The organism is Allobosea sp. 2RAB26 (assembly GCF_052115465.1).
In the GTDB taxonomy this organism is placed as follows: Bacteria; Pseudomonadota; Alphaproteobacteria; order Rhizobiales; family Beijerinckiaceae; genus Allobosea.
In genome coordinates this window covers 1-911 of the sequence record NZ_JBFRGS010000067.1, presented here as the reverse complement: position 1 = coordinate 911, position 911 = coordinate 1, and the positions used below count along the sequence as shown (strand labels likewise).

Annotated in this window: 1 pseudogene; it reads left to right on the top strand. The window is 68.4% G+C overall.

Annotation, left to right across the window (positions count from 1 at the left end):
- A pseudogene (locus AB4118_RS34240) lies at nt 1-911 on the top strand (hypothetical protein); the annotation flags it as partial.

The following is a 911-nucleotide window of genomic DNA, read 5'->3' as shown; positions in this document are numbered from 1 at the left end:
GCCAGCGAATTGTGCGAGAGGCTCCGCGAGAGCGGCCAGACTGCCGAGATCATTCAGGGCCACTGGCCCGCGACAGGGGATCCGGCCCGCGACCCCCCGGGCCAAACCACCGGGCATGTCTACCGCGGCATTGGCAAATGGGCCGCGGCGGCGGTCCTCCCGCTCAGTCGCAGGCTCGGTTTCTGGCCCGGCTTCGATATCCTCGCCATGCTGCCGCCGGCCAATGCGGCCTGGTTCGGCGTCCTGCGCAACTATAATGCGAGCCTGAGCCATGTCTGGTCGGAGGCGGCCCGGTCGGACCAGATCGTGATTTTCGAACAAGGCTTCGTTCAAACCGTCTGCCTGCTCGCCACGCATAGTTGGGCCCTGAGCGCGGCTACCCTGGAAGCAGCCCTCGAACGGGTGCCAAAGGCCGATCTGGTCATCTGCATCGATGCACCCTCGGAGACACCCGAAACGGATTTCGGAATGAGCCACGCCGCGGCGCCCGTCATCGCTCGCGCCGACGGCCTCTTGCATGAGCACGGGACGCCGGTGATCTCGCTCACCTTTCACGACGAGGCGACGCTCGGCAGCGCGCTGGACGCAGCCGTCGAGGAGGTCCTGGCGAGGCGCCCGGTTCGCGCCCCGATCGGCACATCCGCCGCGGCAGCGGCAGCCGACCGTGCAGCAGGGCGCCACGGTCCGGCTCATCCCGCTGTGCCGGTTCCGGGCGCGATCGTGGCAGCGGGGAGTGTCGCCGCTCCCCGGCGGGCCATTCCGCTCCCCAGCATGCGTGCGCTACTGCCCTATCTGATCGGGGCCCTTCTCGCCTTTCTCGTCGAGTTTCTCGCCGCCAGGGTCATCGGCGCCCATAGCTACGGCATCTATGCCTTCGCCTTCGCCTGCGCGAGCGTGGTCGCCTACAGCTC